Genomic DNA, 26,356 nt, shown 5'->3' with positions numbered 1-26,356 from the left:
GTGACGCACGCGGAGGGGGCCGGCGGCGCGCCCCGGACGGACGGCGCCCTGCCGCGCCTCGTCGCCACCGACCTCGACGGCACCCTGCTCGGCGCCGACGGGCGGGTCAGCGACCGCACCCGCGCGGTGCTGGTCGAGCTCGACGCCCGGGGCGTGCCCGTCGTCTTCGTGACCGGCCGCCCGATCCGCTGGATGGAGGACCTCTGGGCCGACGTCGGGGGCCACGGGCTCGCGGTCTGCTCGAACGGCGGGATCGTGTACGACGTCGCCGCCCGCGCCGTGCGCACCGCCCGCCCGGTGCCCGGCGCGGTGCTGCTCGAGGTCGCGGACCGGCTGCGCGCCGCCGTACCGGGCACCGTGCTCGCGCTGGAGACCACCGAGGGCCTCGCCTGCGAGCCCGCCTGGGCGCCCCGCCCGTCGGGGGCGCGCGACCCGCGCGACGCGGAGCCGCTCGTCGCCCCGTTCCCGGAGCTGGCCGAGCGCTCCGACGGCCCGGCCCCCTGCGTGAAGCTGCTCGCGCGGCACCCGACCCGCACCCCGGAGGTCTACTGGGGTGAGGTCGAGGAGGCGGTGGGCGACCTCGTCACCGTCACCTGGTCCTCGACCGGCGCGCTCGTGGAGATGAGCGCGGCCGGCGTCACCAAGGCCTCGACGCTCGCGCTGCTCTGCGACGAGCTGGGCGTGGCGCCCGCGGAGGTCGTCGCGTTCGGCGACATGCCCAACGACATCCCGCTGCTGAGCTGGGCGGGCACGTCGTACGCCATGGCCGACGCCCACCCGGCGCTCGTCGCGGTGGCCGGCCACCGCGCCGGTCCGCACGACGCCGACGGGGTCGCGGCCGCCCTGGCCGCCGTGTTCGGTCTGGCAGGATGGCCGGCGGCCGAGGACCCCGACGAGGAGGAGGGCGCACGATGACCGACCGACGAGCGCGACACCGCGTCGGAGCCGCCGTGCTCGGCGGCTGGGTGCTGGGCGCCGTGCTGGTGGCCCCGGCCACCGCTGCCACCGCTGCCACCGCCGCCCCGGCCGGCACGACGGTCGCCGCCGAGGAGTGCGCCGGCGACGTCGAGGACCGCACCCGCGAGGCCCAGGTCGTGCTACGCGGCGTCGTCCGCACCGCGGGGGTGCCGGGCGTGCCCCCCAAGGACCCGTCGGGCGACGCGAGCGCCGCGGGCGAGCCGGTGCGCGACGTGGTCGTCGTCGCCCAGCGCGTCTTCCGCGGCGGCGTCGAGGAGGGCGGGGCGCCGCTGAAGGTGCAGGTCTCGGGGGCGGCGTCGGCCACGACGCCGGAGCCGCGGGCGGGCGCGTCGTACGTCATGTTCCTGACGCCGCAGGACGGCGCGGTGGAGTCCTACGTGCTCACCACCGACCTGTGCGGCCTCGTGCCCGCCGGCGAGCTGACCGACGCGGCGGTCGAGGAGGCCGTCGCGGGCGTGGACGCGAGCCCCACCCTCACCTCGGCGGGGGCGGGCGAGCCGCCGGCCTACCTCGGCGCCATGCTCCCGGGCCTGCTGGTGGTCGCGATCGGCCTCGTCGGCTTCGCCGGTACGGCGCTGCTCGGCCGGGTGGTGGGCCGCCGCCACTGACGGCGGCCCGGCGCCGGTGACCCGGCGCGCGACCTAGAGGTACATCCCGCCCGACTCGCCGGGCTGCGCCGGGCGAGCCTGCGCCGGGAGCCCCGCGGTGGGGACGGCGCCGGGCTGGCCCTGGCCGGGCGGCAGCGCGCGCCGCATCTGCTCGAGCTGGGCGCGCGCCACCATCTGCTGGGCGTGGATCGCGGTCTGGATGCCGTGGAAGAGGCCCTCGAGCCACCCGACGAGCTGGGCCTGCGCGATGCGCAGCTCGCCCTCGCTCGGCGTGCCGTCGGCGAACGGCAGCGAGAGGCGCTGCAGCTCCTCGACGAGCTCGGGGGCGAGGCCCTCCTCGAGCTCCTTGATCGACGACTCGTGGATCTCCTTGAGGCGGTTGCGGCTGGCCTCGTCGAGCGGTGCCGCCTTCACCTCCTCGAGGAGCTGGCGGATCATGCTGCCGATCCGCATGACCTTCGCGGGCTGCTCCACGAGCTCGGCCGGGTGCCGCTCGCCGCCCTCGCCCTCGGCGTCGCCGTCCTGCGCGCCGGCGTCCGCCAGGGCGCTGGCCGGCACGGTCGCGACGGGCTGGCCGTCGGGGCCGATGATGACCACGCGCTGCTCGTCGCGGGGGGTCTCCTCCGCGGGGGTGCCAGCCGCGGGGGTGCCGGCCGGGGTCGTGCTCTGCTCGGGCTGCTGGCTCATGCGCCCCACCCTAGCCAGCGGCCGGTGCCGCCCCGGGGCGCCCAGATCGCCCAGATCGCTCAGAGCGTCAGCAGCACCTTGCCGGAGTGCGAGGACTCCTCGACCACGGTGTGGGCGTCGGCGACCTGCTCGAGCGGCAGCGTCGCGTGCACGACGGCGCGCACGGAGCCCGCGCCGACGAGGGGCCACACGTGCTCGGCCACCTGGGCGCAGATCTCGGCCTTCTCCGCCACGGGACGCGCGCGCAGGGACGTCGCGGCGACCGACGCGCGCTTCGTCAGCAGCGTGCCGAGGTCGAGCTCGGCCTTGCTGCCGCCCTGCATGCCGATGACCACGAGCCGCCCGCCGGTGGCGAGGGCGTCGACGTTGCGGGACAGGTACTTCGCGCCCATGTTGTCGAGCACCACGTCGGCGCCGCCGAGCTCGCGGAGCACCGCGACGAAGTCCTCCTCGCGGTAGTCGATGGCGCGCTCGGCGCCCAGGTCGACGCAGAGCGCGCGCTTCTCGGCGCTCCCGGCGGTCGCGAGCACCCGGGCGCCGCGGGCGGCGGCGAGCTGGATGGCGAAGGTGCCGATGCCGCCGGCGCCGCCGTGCACCAGGAAGGTCTCGCCCTCGCGCAGACCGGCGGTCATCACGACGTTCGACCACACGGTGCAGGCGACCTCGGGGAAGGCCGCGGCCGTCACGAGGTCCACGCCGGGCGGCGGGGGCATGAGCTGGCCTGCGGGCACGACGACGTGCGAGGCGTAGCCCCCACCGGCGAGGAGCGCGCAGACCTCGTCACCGACCGACCAGCCCTCGACGCCCTCGCCGAGCGCGGCGACCCGGCCGCTGCACTCGAGCCCGAGCACGTCGGACGCGCCCGGCGGCGGCGGGTAGAAGCCGCGGCGCTGGAGGAGGTCGGCGCGGTTGACCGCGCTCGCCACCACCTCGACGAGCACCTCGCCGGGCCCCGGCTCGGGGTCGGGCAGCTCGGACAGGACGAGGGCCTCGGGCCCGCCGGGCTCGGGAGCAGTCACGGCACGCATGGCTCCGACCCTACGCTGGCCCGCATGTCGTCCCCCGGGTCCGGAGCCGCCCCGACCGCCGCCCTGCGGGTGGCCCTCGTGCAGGAGGCGTCGGGGCTGGACCCCGCCGCCAACCGCCGCCGTCTCGCCGAGGTCGTCGCCGACGCCGGGCCGGGCGCGGACCTCGTCGTGCTCCCCGAGGCCTTCGCCCGCGACTTCGGCACGGCGGGCTCGGACGTGGCGGCGTTCGCCGAGCCGCTCGACGGGCCCTTCGTGGAGGCAGCGGTCGCCGCGGCCGCCGCGGCCGGTACGACGGTGCTCGCCGGCATGTTCGAGACGTCCGACGACCCGGCCCGGCCCTGGAACACGCTGGTGCTCGTCGACGCCGGGGGCGTGCGGGCGTCGTACCGGAAGATCCACCTCTACGACTCCTTCGGCTACCGCGAGTCCGACCGGCTCAGCGCGGGGGAGCCGACGCCGGTCGTGGTGCCCGTCGCGGGGTTCACGGTGGGCCTGCTCACCTGCTACGACCTGCGCTTCCCCGAGCTGGCGCGCGCGCTGGTGGTCGACCACGGGGCCGAGGTGCTCGTGTGCCCGGCCGCCTGGCTGGCGGGGGAGGGCAAGGCCCACCACTGGCGCACGCTGGCCACGGCCCGCGCGATCGAGGACACGGCGTACGTCGTGGCGACCGGCCAGCCGGCGCCGCGCTACACCGGCCGCTCCGTCGTCGTGGACCCGTTGGGACGGACCGTGGCCGAGGCCGGCGACGGCCCCGAGGTGCTGCACGCCGAGCTGCGCCGCGAGGTGCTCGACGAGGCGCGGCGCACCAATCCCTCGCTCGCGAACCGGCGGCTGTAGCGTTGGCGGCCGTGTCGAGAGCCTCCGCCGTCCCCCGGACCCCGCGGGAGCAGCGGCTGTCCGCGTGGTGGCTGCTGGTCCTCGGTGGTCTCGCGCTGCTCGTCGGCGGTGGTGTCGGCTGGCTGCCGGCCGTCACCGAGGGGCTGGGCGCCGTCGCGGTGTCCGCGGCCTACTCGTGGGCGCTCGCCGCCCGCACCGGCGGCCGTCCCATCATCGCCGGCGTCCTCGCCGCGTCCCTGGGCCTGGCGGCGCTCGTCGTCGACACCCAGACGCTGCGCACCGGAGCGGCGGTCATGACCTGCACCGTCGGTGCGGTGCTCGGCGTGATGGCCACCGTGCCGGCGCGTCGCTTCCTCGCCTGCGTCCGCGAGGTCGCGATCGCCCTCGCGCTCGCCGGCGGGGCCGCCGTGGGGGCGGTGGGCTACGGGCCGACCATCTCGCTCGCCCGGTTCGAGTACACGGTGCTGGCCCTGTCGTTCGTCGTCGTCGCGCTGCTGGTGCACCGGCTCGGCGCGGGCCTGCACGGGCTCGGGCGCCGCGGCGTCGTGGGCGTCGTCGTCGGCACCCTCGTGCTGGCGGTGATCCTGGCGTACGCCGAGGCCCTGCGCCGCTACGGCGCCAGCTCCCTGGTCACGACGGTCCTCGACACGGCCTCGTGGATGCTCGACACCCTCGGCGGCGTGCCGCGGCCCATCCAGGCCGTGCTGGGCGTGCCCGCCCTCGCCTGGGGCGTCTACATGCGCGCCCGCCGCCGCCAGGGCTGGTGGCTCTGCGTCTTCGGCGTCGCCGCCACCGCGCCGGTGGCCAACGGCGTCATGAACCCCTCCGCCACGCTGCTCGAGGCCCTGCTGGGCGTCGTCTACTCCGTCGTCGTGGGCCTCGTGGTGGCGTACGGCGTGATCCGCGCCGACCTGGCGCTCACCGGTTCGCGCGGGTCGCGCGCCCGCCGGGCCGAGGAGCGCAGCGCCGTGCGCCCCGAGCCCTCGCGCACCCGCCCGCTGCTCTGACGGGCCCCGACGGGCGCCGACGCGGGGCGGGCGTGGCGACCGCGGGGTGCGGCGTACCTCCCGGTAACGACTAGCGTCACGCCCATGGCTCGCAAGCAGGTCGTGGAGGTCGTCGCCGAGATGGTGGCGTCGGTGGTCGAGGTCGGGTGCGCCGTCGGGGACGACGTGACGCCCACCAGCACGGTGCTGCTGCTGGAGTCGATGAAGATGGAGATCCCCGTGCACCCGGAGCACGCCGGGCGGGTGCGGGAGATCAAGGTCGCCGCCGGCGACGTCATCCAGGAGGGTGACGTGCTGGTGGTGCTCGACCCCGCCTGACGGGGCGGGCGTGCGGCAGAGGGGGCGGGATTCGAACCCGCGGCTGACATCACTGCCAGCGACCGCTTTCAAGGCGGTTCCGATCGGCCACTCCGGCACCCCTCCGTGCGCGGCGCCGCACGGGCCCGCGCGGGCGTCAGTCTAGGCAGGGGCTAGGCGGGGGGCGCGGCGGCGGGCTCGGTGCCGACCCGGCCCGCCTCGCGGACCCGCACGACGTGGTGGTCCACGTCGATGAGCAGGCGCATCAGCTCGCGGCGCACCGTGTCGGGCTCGGGGCTCTGCAGCACGAGGGAGTCGAACGCGCGGGCCCGCTCGATGAGGTGGTTGCGCTGGTCGAGGAGACCGCCCTCGCCCGTGCTGCGCCACCCGGGGCCGTAGCCGTCGGTCTCGTTGACCAGCATGTTGCGCACGGCGCCGAGTCGCTGGCGGACCGTCCAGCGCCAGTTGCCGAGGGCGGGACCCTGGCGGCTGTGCGGCGGCGGGAGGGCGTCGAGCGCCACGTGCAGCGCGTGCAGCGCGGGGGCGGAGCTGCGCACAGGGTCACCTCCATCGGGCGTCCGGGCGGACGGACCACCATCGTAGCGGCTTGTGACGGCCATCACGCAGCGGTCCCCGTCCGCGGACGGCGCGAGGGGCGGGGGGAGAATGGCGGGGTGCAGCACGACTACCGCCCGGCCCCCGCCCTCGTTGCCCGCCTGCTGGGCCTGGCCCTCGCCGGCCTCGGGGTGGTCCTCCTGGTGCTCCTGGTCGCGGCGTGGCTGCTCGACCTCCCGCTGGGGTACGCCGTGCTCCTCGCCGCCGTCCTGCTGTTCGTGCTGGGCGCCGTCGGCCTCTGGCTCGTGCGCCGGGCCACCGTCCTCCGGTTCACCGACCAGGGCTACCGCCTGCGCTTCGTGCGCGGCGCCGGCGTGACCCGCGCCCGCTGGGCCGACGTCGAGGACGCGGTGACGACCCACGTCGCGGGCTCGCCCTGCATCGTCCTGCGCCTGCGCGACGGCGGGTCGACGACCATCCCCGTCGACGTGCTGGCCGGCGACCGCGAGGAGCTGATCCACGTCGTGCAGGCGGCGCTCGACCGCGGCCACGGGCTGCGCCGGCTGAAGTGAGCCCGGGCGCCCGCCCTACCCGACCTGGTTGCGCACTTCCCGCGGCTTCCTAGTAGCCTGTCCGGGCTGTCGGGGAGGCGTCGCCTAGTCCGGTCTATGGCGCCCGCCTGCTAAGCGGGTTTGGGGCTACAACCCCATCGAGGGTTCAAATCCCTCCGCCTCCGCCAGCCGAGCCGAAGCCCCGCCCAGGAACTCCTGGGCGGGGCTTCGTGCGTCCGAGCGGGGCTGGTCAGCGCACCGAGAACGTCCGGGTGGCGCTGGAGGGCAGCAGGTCGGGCGTGCCGCCGTACCCCACCACGAGCTGGTAGCTCCCGCGCGGCAGGCGGGGCAGGCGCACGACCATGTCGCCGAGCCGGGGCGGCACGCGCAGGACGCCGGAGGACCAGACGACCCGGCTCCCCTGGTAGATCTTCCACGCGATCGGCGCCGGCGGGCTGCCGATACCGCCGAACCTGACGGTGGTGCGCAGACGACCCGTCGCGCTGCTCGTCGGCACCTGGAGGAACGAGGTGCCGATGCTGGTCGCGGCGGGCACGATGGTGACCCGCCCGGTGGCGCTCAGGCCGTCGCCCACCGCGCCGTCCGGGACGTCGAGGGTCGCGGTGTAGTCGTAGGTGCCGACGTGGTCGGCGGGGAACGTCGTCACCCCGGGGTCGCCCAGCAGGTTGATGTAGCTCTTGACCGGGCCCCGGGGAAGACCCGTCACCGTGACGAAGCTGCCGTGCGGCGTGTCCTGCACGGTGATCGGGAGGCGGGCGACGCCGTACGGCACGGTCACGGGCCCGCCCGCGGTGATCGCCACCCGCGGCTCGAGGGCGGCCCAGTCGATGGTGATCGGCGCCTCGGCCTGCCCGAGCGCGCGCCCGCCGTCGGGGACGACGTACAGCGCGTAGGTCTGGTCGGGGTCGAGCGGGTACGCCGCGAGCCGGTACGTGCGGGTCGCGTCGTCGCTGTTCAGCGAGTACCGGGCCCCCCGCGACACGACGGCCTCGGGCGTCGCGGCGACGTCCTCGATGCCGGGCGCCGCGAGGGCGAGGCGGTAGTAGGCGAAGTCCTGCTCGCTGTAGGGCCCGAGGCCCCACCCCCGCAGCCGCACCGTGACGTCGATCCCGGGGCCGTAGCCGACCTCGTCGACCGCGAGCACCTCGACGCTCGGTGCGGGTTCGGCCGCAGCCGTGCGTCCCGGCGCCGCGGTGGTCTGCGTCGCGGCCTGCGCCGCGGGCGCGGGCAGCGGTGCCAGCGCGACCACGATGCCCAGCACGACGGTGGCGACCCACCCCTTCCGCCGGGCCGTGCCCGACGTCTCCCCCGTGTTCGTCATGGGGGGAGGGTACGTCGCAGCGGACCCCCGCTCACCTGGTTCTGCATATATCTGCATTGCACAGAGTTGAGCCAGCATTCGGCACTGCGGGCCCGTCGGGGTGCCGCACTATTGACCTCGGAGCGCCGCGAGGCCCGCGGTGCACGAGCAGGATGGAGACCTGGATGAGATTCGTTCGTCGAGCCGGCCTCGCGCTGGCAGCGACTGCGGTGAGCATCGGGCTTCTCGGGGCCGCATCGACCACGGCGCACGCCGACACCAGCTGGGGTCAGAAGTTCAAGAGGACCGTTCCGACGGAGACCGTCGAGGTCCAGCCCCTCGACACCAGCTGGGGCATGAAGTGACCGTCTGAGGCGGTCGCGCACGACACAACTCAACAGACTCCTGAGGCGAGGGCCAACCCAACCCCCACAGTTCGGTCCCTACGCCCCCCCGGCTCGCCTCAGGTGGTGAGGGCGGTGGACGCGGATCCCGCGTCCTCCGCCCTCGGTACGTCCTCACCTCGTCAGCGGCACGCCGACGAGGCGTGCGGGTGTGCCTCAGCCGGCCGAGCGCAGCTCGAGGAACACGGTCGTCCCCACGCCCAGCGTGCTCTCGATCCGCACGTCGCCGTGCTGGCGCGCCATCAGCCGTCGCACGCTGTCGAGGCCCAGGCCGTGCCCGCCGTCGGCGGTGGCGAGGCGCCCTCGCTCGCCGGGCTCGAAGATCCGCTCGAGGTCGTCGGGATGGATGCCGCGCCCGGAGTCGGTGACGGTGATCCGCACCAGCGACGTGCCCGGCCGGGCGCCGTCCGCCGTACCGGTCGGCACGGCCTCGGTCGCGACGACCACCTCGCCGTCGGAGTAGCGCAGCGCGTTGCCGACGACGTTCGCGAGCACGCGCTCCATCGCCTGCCGGTCGGCCAGGACGGTGCGGGCGGTCGTCGACAGCCGCAGCCGCACCCGGTCGGCCGCGGGGGCCGTGAGCGCTGCGCGCACGGTGGCCGGCACGACCTGGTCGATGCGGATGGCCTCCAGCTCCAGGACGTCCGCGGACGCGGACCCCGGAGAGCGCGGGGCGCCGAGCTGACGCTCCATCATCGTGTCGAGCCGGCGCAGGCTCCGTACGGCGCGCTCCAGCATCGCGGCGGGCACCCCGGCGGCGTCGAGCTCCTCGAGGGCGAGGTCGACGTACCCCAGGGCCGCGGTCAGCGGGGCCCGCAGGTCGTGGGTGAACGCGGCGTGCTGCTGCTCCCGGGCGAGCTCGGCGAGGTGCTGGTCGGTGACGTCGCGGGTGACCTTGACGAAGCCGGCCAGGCTCCCGTCGGCGTCCCGGACGGCGCTGATCGTGACGTCGGCCCAGAACCGCGTGCCGCCCCGGCGCACCCGCCAGCCCACCGAGTGGGCCACGCCCTCCTCGGCGGCCTGGCGCAGCAGCCGGCCCGGGAGGTCGGCGCGCTGGTCGGCCTCGGTGTAGAAGCGGGTGAAGGAGGTGCCGACGACCTCGGAGCTGCGGTAGCCCTTGACCTGCTCGGCCGCCGCGTTCCAGCTCAGCACCGTGCCGTCGACGGTCAGGGTGATGACGGCGTAGTCGCGGATCTGCGCGAGCAGCGCGTGCACGTCGCGCAGCACCCACGACTCGTGGGCGGGGCCCACGGCGGGACCGGAGCTGTGGGGCACGGGCGTGTCGCGCGGCCCGTCCGCGCGGGACGAGGCGCGTCGGGCGTCCGTGGGCACTCGGGTTCTCGGCACGCGGCTGGCTCCTGGGTCGTCGACGATCAACGGCGGTCGCGGTCCGAGATGCCGCAGGCGACGGCCGGGGCCGCCGTGGTGGTCCCCGGGCACGCACACCCGACGACCGTGAACAGTGTGCTCCGTCGGGACGGGCGACGGGGCTTTTTCGAGGTTACCGGCTGGCCGGAGGCCGCTCGTGGCCCGAGACCCCCCGCTGGCCCATCGTGTAGCCGAGCTGGAACCGGGTCTGCGCCTCGAACTCCTCCTTGAGGTCGGCGACGTAGCCGGCGTACGTGCGGGGGCTGACGCCGAGACGCTTCGCGCTCACCGGGTCGGCGTGGCCCTCGATGAGCATCCGGATCGTCATGGCCCGCTGCTCCGCGGCGATGTCGCGCAGCATCGACGACTCGTTGTTGGCGAAGGCCCGGCCCCGCTCCCAGTGCCGCTCGAACACGTCGACGAGGTAGGCGACCAGGGACGGCTCGCGGATCGCGATGGCCACGGAGTGCCCCTCCCGGCCGGGGATGATCGCGAGCCGACGGTCCACCACGATGAGGCGGTTGAAGAACTCGTCGAGGGTGCGCACCTCCGCGCCACGCTCGGTGACGGTCGCGACGTACTTGTGCGTGATCGAGCTGCGCCGCGCCGCGTGCTGGTAGAGCGTGCGCATCCGCACCCCTCGCTCCAGAGCGGCGCTGTCGCGCTCGGCGGCCTTGGCCAGCGCCGCCGCGTTGCGGCCCACCTGCGGCTGCGCGGTCAGCAGCTCGGTCTCCGCGTCCGCGACGATCGCGCCGATGAACGGGTCGATCGCGTCGCCGCGGATCTCGGTGACGGGGCCCGAGGCGGGCTGCGGCGCGCGCCGCCAGGCGTGGGCCAGCGTGCCGAACGTGCGGGCCCAGGCCGAGGACTCCGCGAGCAGCTCGGCGCCGCGCTGACCCAGGGGCGAGACGACCTGCGACTGCGCGGCGGTGGGGTCGATCGCGACGTACCGGTTGCCCTCGCGGCCCAGCAGCCCCAGCTCGAGCAGGAGGGCGAGCGCCTCGGCGAGCTCGGCCCCCGGCAGCAGGCGGGGGTCGTCGACGGCCAACCCGTTCGCGTCCAGCGCCTCCTCGTACAGGCGGGTACCCGCCTCCTCGAAGAGCGCTCGCGCCCCGGGACCCACCTCGACCACCGCACCCGCCCTCCGCGACGACACACCGACCCCCGCGGACGATCATCCCACCCCGCGCACGCCCGAGGTGGGCAGATGCGGCAGCACGCCGGACGGCCCCGGGACCGTGGGGTCCCGGGGCCGTCCGTGTGCGGTGCGCGACCTGCCGCCGCGGCGTGGTCTCAGAGGCCGAGGCGGGCCTTCAGACCGTCGAGCTCGGTCCACAGCACGCTCGGCAGGTCGTCGCCGAACTTGTCGAACCACTCCTGGATCTGCGGGATCTCGGCCTGCCACTCCTCGACGTCGACCAGGAGCGCCTGCTCGAGCGCCTCCGTGGTCATGTCGAGGCCGTCGATGTCGAACGAGCCGACCTCCGGCACGTGGCCGATCGGGGTCTCGACGGCGGCGGCCTGGCCGTCGATGCGCTCGACGATCCACTTGAGCACACGGCTGTTCTCGCCGAACCCGGGCCACAGGAAGCCGCCCTCGTCGTCGCGGCGGAACCAGTTGACGTAGAAGACGCGCGGGAGCTTGGCCGCGTCGTTCTCCTTGCCCACGTTGATCCAGTGGCTGAAGTAGTCGCCGGCGTTGTAGCCGATGAAGGGCAGCATCGCCATCGGGTCCCGGCGCACGACGCCGACCGCGCCGACGGCCGCGGCCGTGGTCTCCGAGGAGAGCGTGGCGCCGAGGAACGTGCCGTGCGTCCAGTCGCGGGCCTCGAAGACCAGCGGGACGGTCGTCTTGCGGCGACCGCCGAAGAGGATCGCGTCGATCGGCACGCCGCGCGGGTCGTCGTACTCCGCCGCGAGGATGTCGCACTGCTTGATGGGGGTGCAGTAGCGGCTGTTGGGGTGGCTCGACAGCTCGTCGCTGTCGGGCGTCCAGGGCTCGCCCTTCCACGAGGTGGCCTTCGCGGGCGGGTTCTCGAGGCCCTCCCACCAGACGTCGCCGTCCTCGGTGAGCGCGACGTTCGTGAAGAGCGAGTTGCCCTTGTTGATCGTGCGCATGGCGTTGGGGTTCGTGTGCTCGTTCGTGCCCGGCGCCACGCCGAAGAAGCCGTACTCCGGGTTGACGGCCCACAGGCGGCCGTCGGGGCCGATGCGCATCCAGGCGATGTCGTCGCCCAGCGTCTCGACCTTCCAGCCGGGGATGGTGGGCTCGAGCATCGCGAGGTTGGTCTTGCCGCAGGCGCTCGGGAAGGCGGCGGCGATGTACTTCACGACGCCCTGGGGCGAGGTGAGCTTGAGGATGAGCATGTGCTCGGCCAGCCAGCCCTCGTCGCGGGCGATGACGCTGGCGATGCGCAGGGCGTAGCACTTCTTGCCCAGCAGCGCGTTGCCGCCGTACCCGGAGCCGAAGGACCAGATGGCCCGCTCCTCGGGGAACTGCACGATGTACTTCGTCTCGTTGCACGGCCAGGCCACGTCGGCCTCGCCCGGCGCGAGCGGGTGGCCGACGGAGTGCAGCGCGGGGACCCAGCGCACGTCGGCACCGGCGGCGTCGAGCTCCTCCATGCGGCGCAGTACCGGGGTGCCGAGGCGCGCCATCACGCGCATCGAGACGGTGACGTAGGCGGAGTCGGTGATCTCGACGCCGAACATCGGCTGCTCCGCGTCGAGGTGACCCATCACGAAGGGGATGACGTACATCGTGCGCCCGCGCATGCAGCCGGCGTAGAGCCCCCGCATGAGCTCCTTCATCTTCTCCGGCTGCATCCAGTTGTTCGTGGGGCCGGCGTCGCGCTCGTCGACGGAGCAGATGTAGGTGCGGTCCTCGACCCGGGCGACGTCGATGGGGTCCGACGCGCCGTGGAACGAGTTGGGCTTGAGCTCGGGGTTGAGCCGGGTGAAGGTGCCGGTCGCGACGAGCGCGTCGGTCAGCTCGGTCCACTCCTCGTCGGAGCCGGTGACCCAGTGGATGCGCTCCGGCTGGGTGAGCTCGGCGACCTCGGTGACCCAGGCGAGGATGCCCTCGTGGCTGGTCGGCTGGTCGGTGCTGGCGGGTGCTGCGGTGGCGGTCATGCCTGCGGGGTTCCCTCTCGCGCATCGCGGCGCCGGCCCCTGTGGGACGACGCCGGCCGTCGAGCGTGTCGACGGTGTGGTCGGAGTGTGCTGATCGCGCGGCGACGTCGGCGGCGATGCCTCCCCGTGACGCGGCTGCACCGCGGGGAGGACTTCTGGGCGCCCGGCGGGCCGGGCGTCACCGAGGCTGGCACACGATCGGCTGCCGCCCTATTGGATCGATCTACGGGTCCTGGTTCCGGTTGGGAACATGCCCGAACGTGCCCGCTCGAGGTATCTCCGCAGGTCACCGGCCGAGTGATCGCTCGGCGCGGGCGTCACGATAGCGCGCCGACGGCCCGGACGTCATGCGGATCGTGGCGCGGGGCCTCGGGTCCGGATGACGTCCGGGGTGGGGGCGGCGGTGGGGCGGGCCCCAGGGCGGTGGTGGGCGGCGGCGGGGGCCTCAGGCGGCCGGTACGGCGGAGCGGGGCACCACGCGGGCGCGGTGCGCGACGAGCTCGACGACGGCGGGGTGTGCGCCGATGACGTCGGCGACGACCGTCGCGCCGGCGGCGCGGGCGAGCTCGGCGCAGCGCCGCGCGAAGAACCCGGGCGCCAGGAGGTAGGGCACCACGGCGTCGCCGGGACGCACGACGTCCTCGGGGCGCTCGCCGAGCCCCGAGAGGGTGGCGACGCGCACCGGGGCGCCGCGCAGCACGCCGAGCATGCGAGCCGCGGCCGCGAGGTCGGTGCTCGACCCGGGGCGGCGGGAGCCGGCGGCCACCATCGTCACGGGCTGGCCGGGGCGGGCGCCGGCCGCGACGAGCCGGTCGCACATCGCGTCGGCCAGCAGGGGCGAGGGCCCCAGGGCGGCGGCCAGCGCGGCCGGGACGGGCGCCGCGGCGACCGCCTCGGGCACGTCCGAGTCCACGTGCAGCCCCGACGACAGCAGCAGCGGCACGACGACGACCGGGTGGGTCGCCGCGGCCAGCACGTCCTCGAGCAGCGGGGCCGCGAGCTCGACGTACGACGCCGTGGCCCGCAGGCCGAGCCGGGCGCCGACGGCGGCGGTCAGCTCCTCGGCCACCGGGCTCCCGGACCCGTCGCGGGTGCCGTGGGCGACGGTGACGAGGTGGGCCTGCTGCGGGGAGAGGTGGCGGGGGTGGCGGGCGGGGGTCACGGCGCTCCTCGGGCTCACAGGTCGACGGCGAGGCGGTAGCCCCGCTTGTAGACGGTCTGGACGACCTTCGTGCCGACGCCGGCGCGCAGCCGGGCCACGGCCATGTCGACGGCGTGGTCGGAGCTGCCGGCAGCCGCGGCGCCGCGGGGCAGGGCGGCGAGCAGCTCGCGGCGCGAGACCACCGCGCCCGGCCGCTCGGCCAGCGCCTGCAGGATCGCGAGCGGGGCCGGGGTCAGGGGCGCCTCCGCGCCGTCGACGATCACGGTGTCGCCCACGAGCCGCAGGACGTGGCCGCCCGCCTCGAGCACGAGGCCGGCGTGGCGCAGCGGCAGCTCCTGCTCCAGCAGCTTGACCATCGCGGCGAGGCGGGCGCGCTCGGGCTCGACGGTCGGCACGCCCCACAGCTCGAACGCCGCGGAGGTGACGGGACCGACGCAGGTGGCGAGCACGTCGGCCTGGAACGCGGCGACGACGTCGTCGCGCCGGCCGACCGAGGCGGCGGCCTCCATGAGGGCGGCGACCGCGGGCGCGGAGGTGAACGTGACCGCGTGCAGCGAGCGGTCGGCGATGCGGTCGATGAGGGTGAACATCGGCGTCGGGTCCTCGGCGGGCTCGACGCGGTAGACGGCCACCGAGGTCACGGCCGCCCCCAGGCGGCGCAGCGCGTGGGCGACCATCGACAGCGACTGCCCGTGCTCCTGCACGACGATGTGCGCACCGGAGAGGTCGCGGCCGCGCACGTGGCGCAGCACGTCGTCGAAGCGCTCCGAGTCGGGCGCCCACAGCTCGCGCAGGCCGCGGCGCCGCAGCGCCCCCACGGACTTCGGGCCGCGCGCGAGGATCTCGGCCCGCCCCAGGTGCGCGACCAGCGCGGGCAGCAGGCCCCACTCCTCGGCGGAGTCGAACCACGCCTTCATGCCGATGCCCGTCGTGGCGAGGAAGAGGTCGACCGGGGTGGACAGCACCTGCTCGGTGACCGCCCGGAGCTCGGCGTCCTCGACGCGCCGCGGGTGCATCGAGAGCGCGGGCGCCCACACGGTCGCGGCGCCGCGGCGCTCGAGCAGCGCGACCTGCTCCTCCACCTTCCGCGCCGCCGTGACGCCGACGGTGAACCCGGCCAGCGGCCCGGTGCCGTCCGCCGTACCGGTCTCGTCGGCGGCGTCGGCGACCGCGGGGGCCTCGTCGGTCATGGGGCTGCGACTCCCTGGGTCTCGGGCGGTGGGCCGGCGACGGTGCCCACCTCGACGACGCCGTCGACGACGCGGACGGGGTACGTCGCGACCCGGACGTCCGGGTCGTCGAGGCACACGCCGTCGCGCAGGCCGAAGGGCTGCTTGAGCATGGGCGAGGCCACGAAGGGTACGTCGCCGCGCGTGCCGACGATGCCGCGGGCCAGCACCGAGGCGCGGGCGAACGGGCAGTGGTTGTCGAGCGCGAACCACTCGTCGTCGTACGTGCGGAACACCGCGACCGCCCGGCCGCCCACCAGCGCCGCGACGCCGCGCTCGCGTCCCAGCCGGTCGGTGGCGCAGACGGGGGTCCAGACGGTCGTGGCGGCGGCAGCCGGGCCGGTGGCCGGGGTGCCGGCGGGGGTGCCGGTGGTGGTGCCGGTGGTGGTGGTCGGGGTCATCGGGGGGCTCCCACGGGGATCGTCGCGCCGAGGTCGACGGCCGCGGGGGCGGGGTCGCCGGCGAGGACCGGGCGGATCTGGCCGCGCTCGGTCGTGAAGGTGATGGCCGGGTCGGGGGTGCCGGGTGCGTTGACGAAGGAGACGAAGCGGGACAGCTTCTCCGGGTCCTCCAGGGTCGCGCGCCACTCGTCGGCGTAGGTCTCGACGTGCCGCTCCATCGCGGCCTCCAGCTCGCTGCCGAGGCCGAGGGCATCGTCGACGACGACCTCCCGCACCCGCTCCAGGCCGCCGTCGAGGGACTCGACCCACGCGGCGGTGCGCTGGAGGCGGTCGGCGGTGCGGATGTAGTACATGAGGAACCGGTCGAGGTAGCGCAGCAGCGTGGGGGTGTCGACGTCGCCGACCAGCAGCTCCGCGTGACGCGGGGTCGCGCCGCCGTTGCCCCCGACGTACAGGTTCCAGCCCTTCTCGGTGGCGATGACGCCGAAGTCCTTGCCGCGGGCCTCGGCGCACTCGCGGGCGCAGCCCGAGACCCCGCCCTTCAGCTTGTGGGGGCTGCGCAGGCCGCGGTAACGCAACTCGAGGTCGATGGCGAGCTGCACCGAGTCCTGCACGCCGTAGCGGCACCAGGTCGACCCGACGCACGACTTCACGGTGCGCAGCGACTTGCCGTAGGCGTGGCCGGACTCGAAGCCGGCGTCGACGAGACGGGTCCAGATGGCCGGCAGCTCCTCCATGCGGGCGCCGAAGAGGTCGATCCGCTGGCCGCCGGTGATCTTCGTGTAGAGCCCGAAGTCCCGGGCGACCTCGCCGATCACGATCAGCTTCTCGGGGGTGATCTCGCCGCCGGGGATGCGGGGGACGACCGAGTAGGTGCCGTTGCGCTGGATGTTGGCGAGGTAGGCGTCGTTGGTGTCCTGCAGGGCGCCGGTCTCGCCCTCGAGCACGTGCCCGTTGAACTGGCTGGCGAGCACCGAGGCGACGGTCGGCTTGCAGATGTCGCAGCCGCGGCCGGTGCCGTGGGCCTCGACGACCTCGGTGAAGGTGCGGTAGCCGTGCACGGCGACGACGTCGAAGAGCTCCTGGCGGGTGAGCGCGAAGTGCTCGCAGAGGCTGCGGTCGACCTCCTTGCCGACGGAGGCGAAGTAGTCCTCGATGATCCCCTTCACCGTCGGCACGCACGAGCCGCAGGTGGTGCCGGCGCTCGTGCACGTCTTGACCGTCGCGAGGTCGGCGCAGGCGTGCTCGCCGTCGACGTCCACCGCGTCGAGCAGGTCGCGCTTGCTGACGTTGTTGCAGGAGCAGACGACGGCCTCGTCGGGCAGGCCCAGCTGCAGCGCGCCGCGACTCTCCGGGAGGATCAGCTCCTCCGGGTTGTCGGGCAGCAGCATGCCGCTGGCCACCATCGGCCGCAGCAGCCCGTACGCCGACGCGTCGCCGACGAGCACGCCGCCGAGCAGCACGTAGGCGTCCTCGCGGGGGGTGCCGTCCTCGGCCGGGCCGGCGGGGCCGACGACCAGCTTCTTGTAGAGCCCGGCGACGGCGTCGGCGAAGACGAGCTCGAGCGCGTCGGGGGTGGTGGCGAACGCGTCGCCGAACGACGCGACGTCCACCCCGAGCAGCTTGAGCTTGGTGGACATGTCGGCGCCGGTGAAGGCACCGGCGGTGCCGCCGAGGAGGGTGTCGACGACGATCTCGGCCATCGCGTAGCCCGGGGCGACGAGGCCGTACATGACCCCCGCCGGGGCCGCGCACTCGCCGATCGCCCACACGTGCGGGTCCGTGACCGAGCGCAGCTGCTCGTCGACGAGCACGCCCCCGCGCGGCGCGACCTCGAGCTCCGCGGCCCGGGCGAGGGCGTCGCGGGGCCGGATGCCGGCGGAGAACACGACGACGTCGGCGGCGATCGGCTCGGCGTCGCGCAGGCCGAGGCCGGCGACGCGGCCGGTGCCGTCGTCGAGCACCTCGGTCGAGGCCACCCCGCAGTGGACCGTCAGCCCCAGCTTCTCGACGTGGCGCACGAGCGTCGCGCCGCCCACCTCGTCGAGCTGCACGGGCATGAGCCGGGGCGCCATCTCCACGACGTGGGTCTCGGCGCCGAGCTGGTGCAGCGCGTTCGCCGCCTCCAGGCCGAGCAGGCCGCCGCCGATGACGATGCCGCGCCGGCGCGCACCGTCCGGCCTGGGGGCCACCGCGTCGCGGATCGCCTCGAGGTCCTCGATGGTGCGGTAGACGAAGCAGCCGTCGAGGTCCTTGCCGGGGACGGGCGGCACGAAGGGGGCGGCGCCGGTGGCGAGCACCAGCTCGTCGTACGTCGTGGTGCCGCCGTCGGAGAGGGCGAGGGTGCGGGTCGCCCGGTCGAGGCCGACCACCTCCGTGCCGAGGTGGAGGGCCACGCGGGGGTCGTCGTACGCCGCGCCCGGCAGGAACGACAGCGCCTCCGCGCCGACCTCGAAGAAGGAGGTGAGGGCGACGCGGTCGTAGGCGGCGCGGGGCTCGGCGCCGTAGACGACCACGTCGTGGGTCTCGGTGAGGCCGCGCTCGATCGCGGCGGCCACGAAGCGGTGGCCGACCATGCCGTGGCCGACGACGACGATGCGGGGCCGGCGGCCTTCGGTCGTGGGGCTCATGGGGTTCTCCTCGGGGTACGGCGGGTGGTGCGGGCGGGCGTACGGGGGTGGCGTGCGGGTCAGGCAGGGGCCGGCACGGGCGGCCGGGCGGCGAGCAGGGCGCGGACGCTGCTCGCGCAGCCGCCGCACCCCGTGGTGGCGCGGGTGGTCGCGCGGACGTCCTCGACCGACGCGCACGCCCGGACGGCCCCGGCGCTGACGCCCGCGCAGGCGCAGACCTCGGCGTCGTCGGGCAGGTCGGCGGGACCGGTGGCGGCCGAGCGGGCCTCGGGCAGGAGCAGGTCGCCCGGCTCGTGGGGGCCGAGCACGGTGCCGCGCTCGACGTACTGGGTCAGCAGGCCCACCCGCGCGAGGTCCCCGACGAGGGCGGCGGCGACGATGCGGCCGTCGCGGACGACGAGCTTGCGGTGGGAGCGGGTGATCGGGTTGGTGACGGCGACGACCTCGCCGCCGGCCGCTGCCTCCGCCTCGGGGTCGCCGACCACCGCCACGTCGAGGCCGGTCGCCCGCAGACGGGCGACCTCCCGGTTGCCGGGGTACGGCGCGACCTCGCCCCCCGCGCGCCGCGCGAGCAGCTGCGCGGCGAGCGCGGTCGCCTGGTCCCACGCCGGCCCGACGAAGCCCGACACGCGCCCGGCGTGCTGGGCGCAGTCGCCGATCGCGTGGACGCGGGGGTCGCTGGTGGTGAGGTGGTCGTCGACGACGACGCCGCGGCGCACCTCGAGGCCGGCGCCGCGGGCGAGGGCCACCGAGGGCCGGCCGCCGGCGGTGAGCACGACGAGGTCGGTGGCGAGCACGTGGCCGTTGTCGAGGCGAACGCCGACGGCGTGCTCCGGCATCGGGGAGGGCACGAGACCGGTGGCGCGCGCCCCGGCGTACGTCGTGGTGCCGAGCCGCGCCAGGTCGCGGGCCAGGATGCCGGCGCCGCTGCGGTCGAGCTGGCGGCTCAGCACGTGGGCGGCGCCCTCGACGATCTCGGTGACGACGGCGGCGCGGCCGGTGCGGGCGCCCTCCTGGCTGCTGAGCGCGCGGGCCACCTGGAGGCCGAGCAGGCCGCCGCCGACGACGACCGCGCGGCGCACCGGCTGCTCCCGGCGGGCGAGGGCGGCCACGAGGCCGCGGCAGTCGGCCTGGGAGCGGAAGGCGTGGACGGTCGGGTGCAGCGTGCCGTCGGGGCGCACGAGGCCACGGATGGGCGGGAGGGTCGGGATCGACCCCGTGGCCAGCACGAGGCGGTCGTAGGGCACGCGGTCGCGGTCGACGAGCACGACCTCGCGGGCGTCCCGGTCGACCTGGGCGACGCGGACGCCGGTGCGCAGGGCGACGCCGTGCTCGGCGTACCACTCCTCGTCGCGCAGCTCCGTGGCGCGCGGGTCGTGGGTGCCCTCGAGCACGGCGGAGAGCAGGATCCGGTTGTACGCCGGCCCCGGCTCCTCGCCGAGCACCGTCAGGCGACCGCCGCCGGTGACCCAGCCGCCCGCGACGAGGCTCTCGATCAGGCGCACGGCGGCCATGCCGTGGCCCACGACGACGAGGTGCTCCCCGGTGCTCATGCGCTCACCGCCGCGGCGCAGACCTTGAACTCGGGCATCCGGCTGGCCGGGTCGAGCGCGTCGTTGGTCAGCCGGTTGGCCCCGACCCAGTGGAACGGGACGAAGACGGTGTCGGGGCGGATGGTCGCGACGACGCGGGCCGGGGCACGCATCGCGCCGCGCCGGGTGCGGACCGTCAGCAGCTCGCCGTCGGCGGTGCCGAGGCGGCGGGCGAGCTGCGGGTGCAGCTCGACGAACGGGCCCGTGTCGGGCAGCTCCTTCACGCGGCGGGTCTGGGCGCCGGACTGGTACTGCCCCAGCACGCGCCCGGTCGTCAGGTGCAGCGGGTAGTCGGCGCACGGCTGCTCGGCCGCGCCGCGGAACTCGGTGACGAGGAAGCGGGCCCGGCCGTCCGGGTGGCCGAAGCGGTCGGCGAAGAGGCGCGGGGTGCCGGGGTGCGGCGCCCCCTCGGTGCCGTCGGTGGCGTCCTCGGTCGCGGGGCAGGGCCAGAACACGCCGTGCTCGGCGCGGATGCGGTCGTAGGTGATGCCCGAGTAGTCGGCGGGCCCGCCGGCCGAGGCCCGCCCCAGCTCGGTGAAGACCTCCTCCGGGTCGGTCGCGAACGGCACGGGGGAGCCGAGGCGCTCGGCGAGCCCGGCGATCACCTCGAGGTCGGTGCGGACCCCCTCGGGCGGCGTCAGCGCCCGCTGGCGCAGCACGACGCGGCCCTCGAGGTTCGTCATCGTGCCGGTCTCCTCCGCCCACTGGGTCACGGGCAGCACGACGTCGGCCATCGCGGCCGTCTCCGACAGCACGAGGTCGGCGACGACGAGGAGGTCGAGCGCGGCGAGGCGCTCGGTGACGTGGGTGGCGTTCGGGGCCGAGACGACGATGTTGGAGCCGTGCACGAGCAGGGCCCGCGGGCCGTCCGGCGTACCGAGGGCCTCGAGCAGCTCGTAGGCCGAGCGGCCCTTCCCGGGCAGGGAGTCGGGCTCGACGCCCCACACCCCGGCGACGTGGGCGCGGGCGGCGGGGTCGGTGATGAGGCGGTAGCCGGGCAGCTGGTCGGCCTTCTGCCCGTGCTCGCGCCCGCCCTGGCCGTTGCCCTGGCCGGTGAGGCAGCCGTAGCCGGCGCCCTCGCGCCCCGGCATGCCCAGCGCCAGGGCCACGTTGATCCAGGCCAGCACGGTGTCGGAGCCCTGGCTGTGCTGCTCCACGCCGCGGGCGGTGAGCACCATGACGCGCCCGCCGCGGGCCGCCGTGGCGATCAGCAGGTCGGCCAGCGCCCGCACCTCGTCGGCGGCGACGCCGGTGATCCGCTCGACCCGCTCGGGCCACCACGAGGTGACGCTGCGGCGCACCGCGTCGAAGCCGCTCGTGCGTGCGGCGACGTACTCCTCGTCGACCGCGCCCGCGGCCACCACGAGGTGGAGCACGCCGAGCGCGAGCGCGAGGTCCGTGCCCGGCACCGGGGCGAGGTGCAGGTCGGCGCGGTCGGCGGTGGGGGTACGACGGGGGTCGACCACCACGACCCGCCCGCCGCGCTCGCGGAGGCGGTCGAGGTGGCGCGCGGCCGGCGGCGCGGTCTCGGCCAGGTTGGAGCCGGCCAGCACGAGCACGTCGGCGCGCTCGACGTCGGCGAGCGGGAAGGGCAGCCCGCGATCGAGGCCGAGGGCCCGCAGCCCCGCCGAGGCGGCCGAGCTCATGCACCAGCGGCCGTTGTAGTCGATCTGGCTCGTGCCGAGGGCGACCCGGGCGAACTTGCCGAGCTGGTAGCCCTTCTCGTTCGTCAGCCCGCCGGCCCCGAAGACAGCCACGGCGTCGGGGCCGTCCTCGGCGCGGATCGCGGTGAGGCGGTCGGCGACGAGGTCGAGCGCCTCGTCCCAGGTCGCGGGGCGCAGCTCGCCCCGCGTGCCGTCGGCGGCGCGGTCCCGCACCAGCGGGGTCGTGAGGCGCTCGCGGTGCCCCCGCAGCCCGGCGGCCGTCCAGCCCTTGCGGCACAGCGCGCCCTCGTTCACCGGGAACGCCTCCCACGCCCCCACCGCGAGGGAGCGTCCCTCGCGGGTGAGCGTCATGCCGCACTGCAGGGAGCAGTAGGGGCAGTGGGAGGTCGTCACGGGGGCTCCTCGTTCCGGTGCGGGTGGGTCGCTCAGACGTGCGACGCGGTGCGGCCGCGGCGCAGGTAGACGGTGCAGACCACGACGACGCAGAGCGCGTAGTAGCCGGCGAAGACCATGAAGGCGCCCTTGGTCGCGGTCAGCGGGTCGGCCACCCAGGGCGCGCTGAACGCGAGCGGGATGAGGAAGCCGCCGATCGCCCCGACGGCGCCGATCACGCCGAGGGCGGCCGAGGCCTGCTGGCCCGCAGCGGTGAGCGCGGCGGTGCGCTCCGGCGTACCCGCGGGGGAGGCCGCCTCGGCCCGGCGGCGCCAGATGGCGGGGATCATCTTGTACGTCGAGCCGTTGCCGATGCCGGTGCAGGCGAACAGCACGAGGAAGAAGCCGAGGAAGAGCGGGAACAGGCTCTCGTTCTCGGTGGCGATGGCCGGGTCGGCGGTCGGGTTCGGGGTGAGCTGGAAGACGGTCCAGAGCACCGCGAGCGTGCTGGCGGCCAGGCCGAGGAAGGCGACCAGCGTGATGCGGGCGCCGCCGTACCGGTCGGCCAGCCAGCCGCCGATCGGGCGGGCGACCGAGCCGACGGCCGCGCCGAGGAACGCGAAGTAGGCGAAGTAGATGCCCGTGCCGAGCGGAGCCGGGTCCGGCACCCAGAAGTTGAGCTTGATGAGCAGCGGCATGGCGGCGGAGTAGCCGATGAACGAGCCGAAGGTGCCGATGTAGAGCACCGACATCACCCAGGTGTGCGGCTCGCGGACCACCCGCAGCTGCTCGCGGGGCTTCACGACGGCGGTGCCGAGGTTGTCCATCCACAGCCACGCGGCGACGGTCGCGACGACGGCGAGGGCGGCGTACACGAGCGCGGCCCGCTCCAGGTGGATGCCGCCCTGCGAGGCCTGCACCAGCCCGAAGAGGCCGGCGCCGCCGACGATGACGGGCAGCAGCAGCTGGATGAGCGCGACGCCGAGGTTGCCGCCCGCGGCGTTCAGGCCGAGCGCGGCGCCCTTGCGCGCGGTCGGGTAGAAGTAGTTGATGTTGGCCATCGAGCTGGCGAAGTTGCCGCCGCCGAAGCCGGCCGTGGCCGCGATGACGCAGAAGACCCAGTACGGCGTGCCCGCGTTCGTCACCGCCAGCGCGAACCCGAGCGTCGGGACGAGGAGCAGGGCCGCCGAGACGATCGTCCAGTTGCGCCCGCCGAACAGGCCGACCGCGAAGGTGTAAGGGATCCGCAGTAGCGAGCCCACCAGGTTGGGGATGGCCACGAGCAGGAACAGCTGCTGGGCCGAGAAGGCGAAGCCCATCGCGACGAGGTACGCCGAGCTGACGCTCCAGATCAGCCAGACGGAGAAGCCGAGGTGCTCGGCGAAGATCGACCACGCGAGGTTGCGGCGGGCCACGGGCCGGCCGGTCTCGGACCAGAACTGCGGGTCCTCGGGGCGCCAGTCGTCGATCCAGCGGCGGGTGCGGCGCTGCGGGCCCGCCGGTGCGTCGGTGGCCGCGGCCCCGGTGCGCGCCTCGGGCGCGGGACCGGTGCCGGGCGGGGGAGCGGTGATGGTCACGGGGGCCTCCTGGGGCCTGCGTGGGCCTGTTCTCGGACTCCCCCGACACTGGGTCGCTCGTGTTACGCCGAGCCGTGCTCGTGTTTCACGAGTGCGTCACTTTTCGCTCACGGGCTCACAAGAGCCGTCGGGGCCTGCCCGTCCGGGCCATCCCTCCTCCCCGATGAGTTCGCCGCCGCCGGCCGGTCGGTGCGGGCGTGGACACCGATCGACCCGTGCCGGCGACCACCGCCGCCGCCGTGCTCGCGCGCCTGGAGGCCGCCGCGACCGACGCCGACCTGGCCGCGCTGCGGCGCCGGCTCGGACCGGACGAGCCTGCGTTCGGCCTGCGGATGGGCACGCTCTTCGCGATCGCGCGGACGGCCGCCGGCCTGTCGCTGCCGGAGGTGGAGCGCCTCCTGGCGCACCCGACCTTCGAGGGCCGGATGGCGGGGTTCTGCGTGCTCGACGAGCAGGCGCGTCGGGCGCTGCGCGCGGACCGCCGCGGCGACCGGGCGCTGCGCGAGGTCTACCTCGCCCACCACGACGCGATCACGACGTGGGACATGGTCGACCGCGCAGCGCCCCGGGTGGTCGGGGCGACGCTCCTGGGCGGCCCCCACGACCTGCTCGACGACCTCGCCCGGAGCCCCGACCCGCTGCGCCGGCGCACCGCCGTGACGGCGCCCCTGTGGTTCACGCGGGCGGGGACGGCGGACGACCTCGCGGCCGGCTTCGCGCTCGCGGCCCGCCTGCACGCGGACCCCGAGCCGCGGGTCCACCTGCCGGTGGGCATCTTCCTCGCCCACGCGGGCAAGGTCGCGCCCGACGAGCTCACCCGGTTCCTCGAGCGGTACGGCGCCGCGATGCCGCGCGCGGCCCTGCGTCAGGCCACCCGCCTCCGGCGCACCGCGTGAGCCGCGCCCCGGCCCGTCGCGTTCAGCCGCCCCAGCCGCGCAGTGCGGCGTCGAGAGCGTCCAGCGCGCCCGGCCAGGTGGCGGCGGGCGGCGGGTCGCTGTGGTCGAACGCGCCGGACAGCTCGAGGTCGACGTACCCGTGCACGACACTGCCGAGCAGCCGGACGGCGAGCACCTCCGCCTTGGGTGGGAGGTCGTACCCGCGGAGCACCGCCCGCGACAGCTCGGCGAGCCGGCGCCCCTCGGCGACCGCCGGGGAGCCGGGCGCGACCCGCAGCCGCGTCGCGGCGTACCGCCCCGGGTGCGCCTGGGCGTAGGCGCGCACCACGTCGGCGTACGCGACCAGCGCGTCACGGCCCGCTCGGCCCGCCACCGCGTCGCCCGCCCGGTCCGCCAGCTCGCCCAGGGCGAGGGCGGTCACCGCGGCGCGGATCTCGTCGAGCCCGGCGACGTGGGCGTAGACGCTCGCCGGCCGCACCCCCAGCCGCTCCGCCACCGCGGCGACGCGCAGGGCGCCGAGGCCCTCGGCGTCGACGAGGTCGGCGGCCTCCCGGACCACCCGCTCGGCCGTCACGCCTGCTCGTGCCACATCGCCTCCTGCTGTCAGGCATTTGCCTACGGGTCGTAGGAAACCTAGCGTGCTCGTCGTGGACCCGCTCACCGAACCCCAGATCCGCTCGTCCTTCGTCAACTGCTCGAAGGGCGAGGCGGCGCGCCTGGGGGTGCCGCGAGACCTGGCCGACCGGCCCTGGGACGACCTGGACTACCTGGGGTGGCGCGACCCGCAGGCGCCCGCGCGGGCCTACCTCGTGACCGTCCACGACGGGGTACGGCGGGGGATCCAGCTCCGCGCACCCGGCGGGACCGGCGCTCGGCAGCAGGGCATGTGCTCGCTGTGCGCGGCGGTCCGCTCGGGCGAGGTGGCGCTCCTCGTCGCACCCCGCGCCGGCCGCGCGGGGCGGGCTGGGCACACGGTCGGCACCTACGTCTGTGGAGACCTCGCGTGCTCCCTGCTGGTGCGCGACAAGCTCGTCTCCGGCGGTCCCCGGACCTAGGAGACGCTCACCGTCGAGGAGAAGGTGGCGCGCCTGCGCCGCAACCTCGACGCGTTCGTCGCTCGGGTGCTGCGCCAGGACTGAGCCTGCGCTGCTGCGCTAGCCGTGGGCGGTGGGGGAAGGCGATTTCGCCTCGCCCGGCGCGTCGGCTATTGTTCACTGGTCGCTCGCTCGAGTGAGCGGCATGCGCCTGTAGCTCAACGGATAGAGCATCTGACTACGGATCAGAAGGTTTGGGGTTCGAATCCCTACAGGCGCGCAGCACAGGAGAGGCCCCCGACCACGCGGTCGGGGGCCTCTCCGCGTTCGTGGACGTCACTAGGCTGGCCCGAACCGCACCGAGGAGGTCACCCGTGCCGCTGTTCGAGTTCCAGGGCGTCGCCCCCACCATCGACCCCGACGCGTGGGTCGCGGAGACCGCGACGCTGATCGGCGACGTACGTCTCGGGCCCGGGGTGAGCATCTGGTACGGCGCGGTGCTGCGCGCCGACGTCGGGCCCATCATCATCGGGGCCGGCACGAACGTCCAGGACAACTCGGTGCTGCACGTGCGCACCGGCAGCCGGCTCGACATCGGCGCCTCGACCACGATCGCCCACGGCTGCATCGTCCACGGACGATCCATCGGCGACGGCTCGCTCGTCGGGAACGGCGCCGTGCTGCTCGACGACTCGGTGATCGGCTCGGGGGCGTTCATCGCTGCGGGGTCGCTCGTCACGCCCGGCACCGAGATCCCCGACGGCGCCCTGGCCAAGGGCTCGCCCGCGAAGGTGACCGGCGCGGTCGAGCCGGGCGGCACCGCCGCGGGCATCCTCGAGCGCAACGCGCCGGGCTACCAGGAGCTGGCGCGCGCCCACCGCGAGGGTGTGCGCCGCATCGGCTGAGGGGCCTTGGGGTGTGTAACGCGGTGTCCGGGCGGGGGGGCCCCGGGGGGGCCCCCGGGGGGGGCCCCCCCCCCCCCCCGGGGGGGGGGGGGGGGGGGGGGGGGGGGGCAGGCCGGCCGGG

The 26,356-nt window shown here is 75.5% G+C and carries 24 protein-coding genes and 3 tRNA genes; 11 read left to right on the top strand and 16 right to left on the bottom strand.

Translation table 11 applies throughout. From position 1 onward, the window contains the following. Both INN71_RS17200 and INN71_RS17195 read left to right on the top strand, forming a co-directional pair. On the top strand, positions 1 to 915 hold the full coding sequence (locus tag INN71_RS17200; RefSeq protein ID WP_301801322.1) for an HAD family hydrolase: 915 nt from the start codon (positions 1 to 3) through the stop codon (positions 913 to 915). After that, positions 912 to 1,586: a hypothetical protein gene (locus INN71_RS17195; protein WP_301801320.1), complete on the top strand. Its 675-nt coding sequence runs from the start codon at positions 912 to 914 to the stop codon at positions 1,584 to 1,586. The genes INN71_RS17200 and INN71_RS17195 overlap by 4 nt, the downstream gene beginning before the upstream one ends. Before the next feature lie 33 nt (positions 1,587 to 1,619). Here INN71_RS17195 and INN71_RS17190 read toward each other — a convergent pair whose 3' ends face one another. Together INN71_RS17190 and INN71_RS17185 are read right to left on the bottom strand one after the other, a co-directional pair. Next, on the bottom strand, positions 1,620 to 2,273 hold the full coding sequence (locus INN71_RS17190; protein WP_301801317.1) for a bacterial proteasome activator family protein: 654 nt from the start codon (positions 2,271 to 2,273) through the stop codon (positions 1,620 to 1,622). Positions 2,274 to 2,332: 59 nt separating this feature from the next. Next, positions 2,333 to 3,301: an NAD(P)H-quinone oxidoreductase gene (locus INN71_RS17185; RefSeq protein ID WP_301801315.1), complete on the bottom strand. Its 969-nt coding sequence runs from the start codon at positions 3,299 to 3,301 to the stop codon at positions 2,333 to 2,335. A 24-nt stretch (positions 3,302 to 3,325) separates the two neighbouring features. Between INN71_RS17185 and INN71_RS17180 the strand changes: the two genes are divergently transcribed. The 3 genes from INN71_RS17180 (at position 3,326) to INN71_RS17170 (ending at position 5,463) form a co-directional block, all read left to right on the top strand. Continuing rightward, positions 3,326 to 4,138 (top strand): carbon-nitrogen hydrolase family protein, encoded by an 813-nt coding sequence (locus tag INN71_RS17180; protein WP_301801313.1) that lies wholly within the window; start codon positions 3,326 to 3,328, stop codon positions 4,136 to 4,138. An 11-nt stretch (positions 4,139 to 4,149) separates the two neighbouring features. Next, positions 4,150 to 5,145 (top strand): hypothetical protein, encoded by a 996-nt coding sequence (locus INN71_RS17175; RefSeq protein ID WP_301801312.1) that lies wholly within the window; start codon positions 4,150 to 4,152, stop codon positions 5,143 to 5,145. Between the two features lie 84 nt (positions 5,146 to 5,229). Then, the gene (locus tag INN71_RS17170) at positions 5,230 to 5,463 is read left to right on the top strand and encodes a biotin/lipoyl-binding carrier protein (RefSeq protein WP_277497716.1); all 234 of its coding nucleotides are present in this window, start codon (positions 5,230 to 5,232) and stop codon (positions 5,461 to 5,463) included. Positions 5,464 to 5,479: 16 nt separating this feature from the next. On the opposite strand, the gene INN71_RS17165 is transcribed toward INN71_RS17170, so the two are convergent. Both INN71_RS17165 and INN71_RS17160 read right to left on the bottom strand, forming a co-directional pair. Then, a tRNA-Ser gene (locus INN71_RS17165) sits at positions 5,480 to 5,568 on the bottom strand. A 47-nt stretch (positions 5,569 to 5,615) separates the two neighbouring features. Then, the gene (locus tag INN71_RS17160) at positions 5,616 to 5,999 is read right to left on the bottom strand and encodes a hypothetical protein (protein ID WP_277497717.1); all 384 of its coding nucleotides are present in this window, start codon (positions 5,997 to 5,999) and stop codon (positions 5,616 to 5,618) included. Positions 6,000 to 6,116: 117 nt separating this feature from the next. Here INN71_RS17160 and INN71_RS17155 point away from each other — a divergent pair, with 117 nt between their 5' ends. Together INN71_RS17155 and INN71_RS17150 are read left to right on the top strand one after the other, a co-directional pair. Beyond that, positions 6,117 to 6,569 carry a hypothetical protein gene (locus INN71_RS17155; protein ID WP_301801310.1) on the top strand — a complete coding sequence of 151 codons (453 nt, stop codon included), beginning with the start codon at positions 6,117 to 6,119 and terminating at the stop codon, positions 6,567 to 6,569. A 73-nt stretch (positions 6,570 to 6,642) separates the two neighbouring features. Then, positions 6,643 to 6,736, top strand: a tRNA-Ser gene (locus INN71_RS17150). Between the two features lie 62 nt (positions 6,737 to 6,798). On the opposite strand, the gene INN71_RS17145 is transcribed toward INN71_RS17150, so the two are convergent. The 11 genes from INN71_RS17145 to INN71_RS17095 form a co-directional block, all read right to left on the bottom strand. Next, positions 6,799 to 7,890: a hypothetical protein gene (locus INN71_RS17145; RefSeq protein ID WP_301801309.1), complete on the bottom strand. Its 1,092-nt coding sequence runs from the start codon at positions 7,888 to 7,890 to the stop codon at positions 6,799 to 6,801. A 539-nt stretch (positions 7,891 to 8,429) separates the two neighbouring features. Continuing rightward, positions 8,430 to 9,620 carry an ATP-binding protein gene (locus tag INN71_RS17140; RefSeq protein WP_301801307.1) on the bottom strand — a complete coding sequence of 397 codons (1,191 nt, stop codon included), beginning with the start codon at positions 9,618 to 9,620 and terminating at the stop codon, positions 8,430 to 8,432. Between the two features lie 154 nt (positions 9,621 to 9,774). Then, on the bottom strand, positions 9,775 to 10,773 hold the full coding sequence (locus INN71_RS17135; RefSeq protein ID WP_301801305.1) for a LuxR family transcriptional regulator: 999 nt from the start codon (positions 10,771 to 10,773) through the stop codon (positions 9,775 to 9,777). 161 nt (positions 10,774 to 10,934) lie between these two features. Continuing rightward, positions 10,935 to 12,773, bottom strand: coding sequence for a phosphoenolpyruvate carboxykinase (GTP) (locus tag INN71_RS17130; RefSeq protein ID WP_277497722.1), 1,839 nt, complete (start codon positions 12,771 to 12,773; stop codon positions 10,935 to 10,937). A 445-nt stretch (positions 12,774 to 13,218) separates the two neighbouring features. Next, positions 13,219 to 13,935, bottom strand: coding sequence for a sirohydrochlorin chelatase (locus INN71_RS17125; RefSeq protein ID WP_301801302.1), 717 nt, complete (start codon positions 13,933 to 13,935; stop codon positions 13,219 to 13,221). Between the two features lie 14 nt (positions 13,936 to 13,949). Further along, the gene (locus INN71_RS17120; RefSeq protein ID WP_301801301.1) at positions 13,950 to 15,125 is read right to left on the bottom strand and encodes a uroporphyrinogen-III synthase; all 1,176 of its coding nucleotides are present in this window, start codon (positions 15,123 to 15,125) and stop codon (positions 13,950 to 13,952) included. Continuing rightward, positions 15,122 to 15,565 carry a nitrite reductase small subunit NirD gene (gene nirD, locus INN71_RS17115; RefSeq protein ID WP_301801298.1) on the bottom strand — a complete coding sequence of 148 codons (444 nt, stop codon included), beginning with the start codon at positions 15,563 to 15,565 and terminating at the stop codon, positions 15,122 to 15,124. Before nirD ends, INN71_RS17120 begins: the two co-directional genes overlap by 4 nt. Beyond that, complete coding sequence (nirB, locus tag INN71_RS17110; RefSeq protein WP_301801296.1) at positions 15,562 to 18,195, bottom strand: nitrite reductase large subunit NirB; 2,634 nt, start codon at positions 18,193 to 18,195, stop codon at positions 15,562 to 15,564. Before nirB ends, nirD begins: the two co-directional genes overlap by 4 nt. A gap of 59 nt (positions 18,196 to 18,254) precedes the next feature. Continuing rightward, positions 18,255 to 19,748, bottom strand: coding sequence for an FAD-dependent oxidoreductase (locus INN71_RS17105; protein WP_301801293.1), 1,494 nt, complete (start codon positions 19,746 to 19,748; stop codon positions 18,255 to 18,257). After that, the gene (locus INN71_RS17100; RefSeq protein ID WP_301801292.1) at positions 19,745 to 21,844 is read right to left on the bottom strand and encodes a molybdopterin oxidoreductase family protein; all 2,100 of its coding nucleotides are present in this window, start codon (positions 21,842 to 21,844) and stop codon (positions 19,745 to 19,747) included. The genes INN71_RS17105 and INN71_RS17100 overlap by 4 nt, the downstream gene beginning before the upstream one ends. Positions 21,845 to 21,876: 32 nt before the next feature. Next, positions 21,877 to 23,400 (bottom strand): MFS transporter, encoded by a 1,524-nt coding sequence (locus INN71_RS17095; protein WP_301801291.1) that lies wholly within the window; start codon positions 23,398 to 23,400, stop codon positions 21,877 to 21,879. 197 nt (positions 23,401 to 23,597) lie between these two features. Here INN71_RS17095 and INN71_RS17090 point away from each other — a divergent pair, with 197 nt between their 5' ends. Further along, positions 23,598 to 24,296: a DNA alkylation repair protein gene (locus INN71_RS17090; protein WP_301801290.1), complete on the top strand. Its 699-nt coding sequence runs from the start codon at positions 23,598 to 23,600 to the stop codon at positions 24,294 to 24,296. A gap of 22 nt (positions 24,297 to 24,318) precedes the next feature. Here the strand turns inward: INN71_RS17090 and INN71_RS17085 are convergent, their stop codons facing one another. Next, complete coding sequence (locus INN71_RS17085; protein ID WP_277497731.1) at positions 24,319 to 24,885, bottom strand: TetR/AcrR family transcriptional regulator; 567 nt, start codon at positions 24,883 to 24,885, stop codon at positions 24,319 to 24,321. A gap of 49 nt (positions 24,886 to 24,934) precedes the next feature. Here INN71_RS17085 and INN71_RS17080 point away from each other — a divergent pair, with 49 nt between their 5' ends. From INN71_RS17080 to INN71_RS17070, 3 genes are all read left to right on the top strand, one after another. Further along, positions 24,935 to 25,351 (top strand): FBP domain-containing protein, encoded by a 417-nt coding sequence (locus INN71_RS17080; protein WP_277497732.1) that lies wholly within the window; start codon positions 24,935 to 24,937, stop codon positions 25,349 to 25,351. Positions 25,352 to 25,537: 186 nt separating this feature from the next. Continuing rightward, positions 25,538 to 25,610, top strand: a tRNA-Arg gene (locus tag INN71_RS17075). Positions 25,611 to 25,704: 94 nt separating this feature from the next. After that, on the top strand, positions 25,705 to 26,235 hold the full coding sequence (locus tag INN71_RS17070) for a gamma carbonic anhydrase family protein (RefSeq protein ID WP_277497733.1): 531 nt from the start codon (positions 25,705 to 25,707) through the stop codon (positions 26,233 to 26,235). Positions 26,236 to 26,356: the final 121 nt, after the last annotated feature.

Origin of the sequence: Nocardioides sp. ChNu-153, from assembly GCF_030466625.1 — a bacterium.
Classification (GTDB): domain Bacteria; phylum Actinomycetota; class Actinomycetes; order Propionibacteriales; family Nocardioidaceae; genus Nocardioides.
Note: the sequence above shows the minus strand (reverse complement) of the source record. Positions and strands in the feature narration are given on the sequence as shown.

What these genes read in the sequence shown, in the direction of transcription:
- INN71_RS17145 (WP_301801309.1), bottom strand. Translation starts at nt 7,890, where the DNA reads ATGACGAACACGGGGGAGACGTCGGGCACGGCCCGGCGGAAGGGGTGG.
- INN71_RS17105 (WP_301801293.1), bottom strand. Translation starts at nt 19,748, where the DNA reads ATGAGCACCGGGGAGCACCTCGTCGTCGTGGGCCACGGCATGGCCGCC.
- INN71_RS17130 (WP_277497722.1), bottom strand. Translation starts at nt 12,773, where the DNA reads ATGACCGCCACCGCAGCACCCGCCAGCACCGACCAGCCGACCAGCCAC.
- INN71_RS17185 (WP_301801315.1), bottom strand. Translation starts at nt 3,301, where the DNA reads ATGCGTGCCGTGACTGCTCCCGAGCCCGGCGGGCCCGAGGCCCTCGTC.
- nirD (WP_301801298.1), bottom strand. Translation starts at nt 15,565, where the DNA reads ATGACCCCGACCACCACCACCGGCACCACCACCGGCACCCCCGCCGGC.
- nirB (WP_301801296.1), bottom strand. Translation starts at nt 18,195, where the DNA reads ATGAGCCCCACGACCGAAGGCCGCCGGCCCCGCATCGTCGTCGTCGGC.
- INN71_RS17180 (WP_301801313.1), top strand. Translation starts at nt 3,326, where the DNA reads ATGTCGTCCCCCGGGTCCGGAGCCGCCCCGACCGCCGCCCTGCGGGTG.
- INN71_RS17120 (WP_301801301.1), bottom strand. Translation starts at nt 15,125, where the DNA reads ATGACCGACGAGGCCCCCGCGGTCGCCGACGCCGCCGACGAGACCGGT.
- INN71_RS17170 (WP_277497716.1), top strand. Translation starts at nt 5,230, where the DNA reads ATGGCTCGCAAGCAGGTCGTGGAGGTCGTCGCCGAGATGGTGGCGTCG.
- INN71_RS17190 (WP_301801317.1), bottom strand. Translation starts at nt 2,273, where the DNA reads ATGAGCCAGCAGCCCGAGCAGAGCACGACCCCGGCCGGCACCCCCGCG.
- INN71_RS17195 (WP_301801320.1), top strand. Translation starts at nt 912, where the DNA reads ATGACCGACCGACGAGCGCGACACCGCGTCGGAGCCGCCGTGCTCGGC.